1 protein-coding gene is annotated in these 523 nt (G+C 18.9%); it reads left to right on the top strand.

What is annotated here, in order from left to right:
• A partial coding sequence (locus KPL50_RS28095) for a DUF624 domain-containing protein (RefSeq protein WP_216301490.1) occupies positions 1-456 on the top strand: 456 nt, incomplete at its 5' end.
• Between the last annotated feature and the right edge of the window lie 67 nt (positions 457-523).

Below are 523 nucleotides of genomic sequence, written 5' to 3'. Positions count from 1 at the left end.
AAATATCATAAAGAAAAGGATTTAAATATAACAAAAGATTTTTTTACATATTATATTCAATCTTTTAAAAAGACGATTATTGTTTGGTTATTTTCATTAATTTTATTAACAATTGTTATCTTAGATTACTTTTTTCTAATGAAGACCAAATATATTATTATATTCACTCCTATTCTTTTTATAATATTTAATATAGTTTTAAGTACTACTATTAATTATTTCACATTTTTCGTGAAAAATAGAGAGTCTAGTATTAAAGATATATTAAGGATTTCATTTTTCTTTACTTTTAAAAAATTCTATATTGGTATTGTAAATAATATTGTTGTTTTAAGTATATTGTTTATAACAATACTTAAACCATTATTATCGGTGATCTTTTTAGTAAGTATATTTGTATATTTAATTTATATAAACAACAATAATTTATATAAAACACCAATAAAAGAGAAATAATTTTAGCAGATGATTAAAAGAAGCAAAAAATAAACACAATTGGATAGGGCGGGGTAATTTATTATGG

The organism is Clostridium sp. CF012 (assembly GCF_018861755.1).
In the GTDB taxonomy this organism is placed as follows: domain Bacteria; phylum Bacillota; class Clostridia; order Clostridiales; family Clostridiaceae; genus Clostridium_AD.
This window is presented reverse-complemented; position numbering and strand designations above follow the sequence as displayed.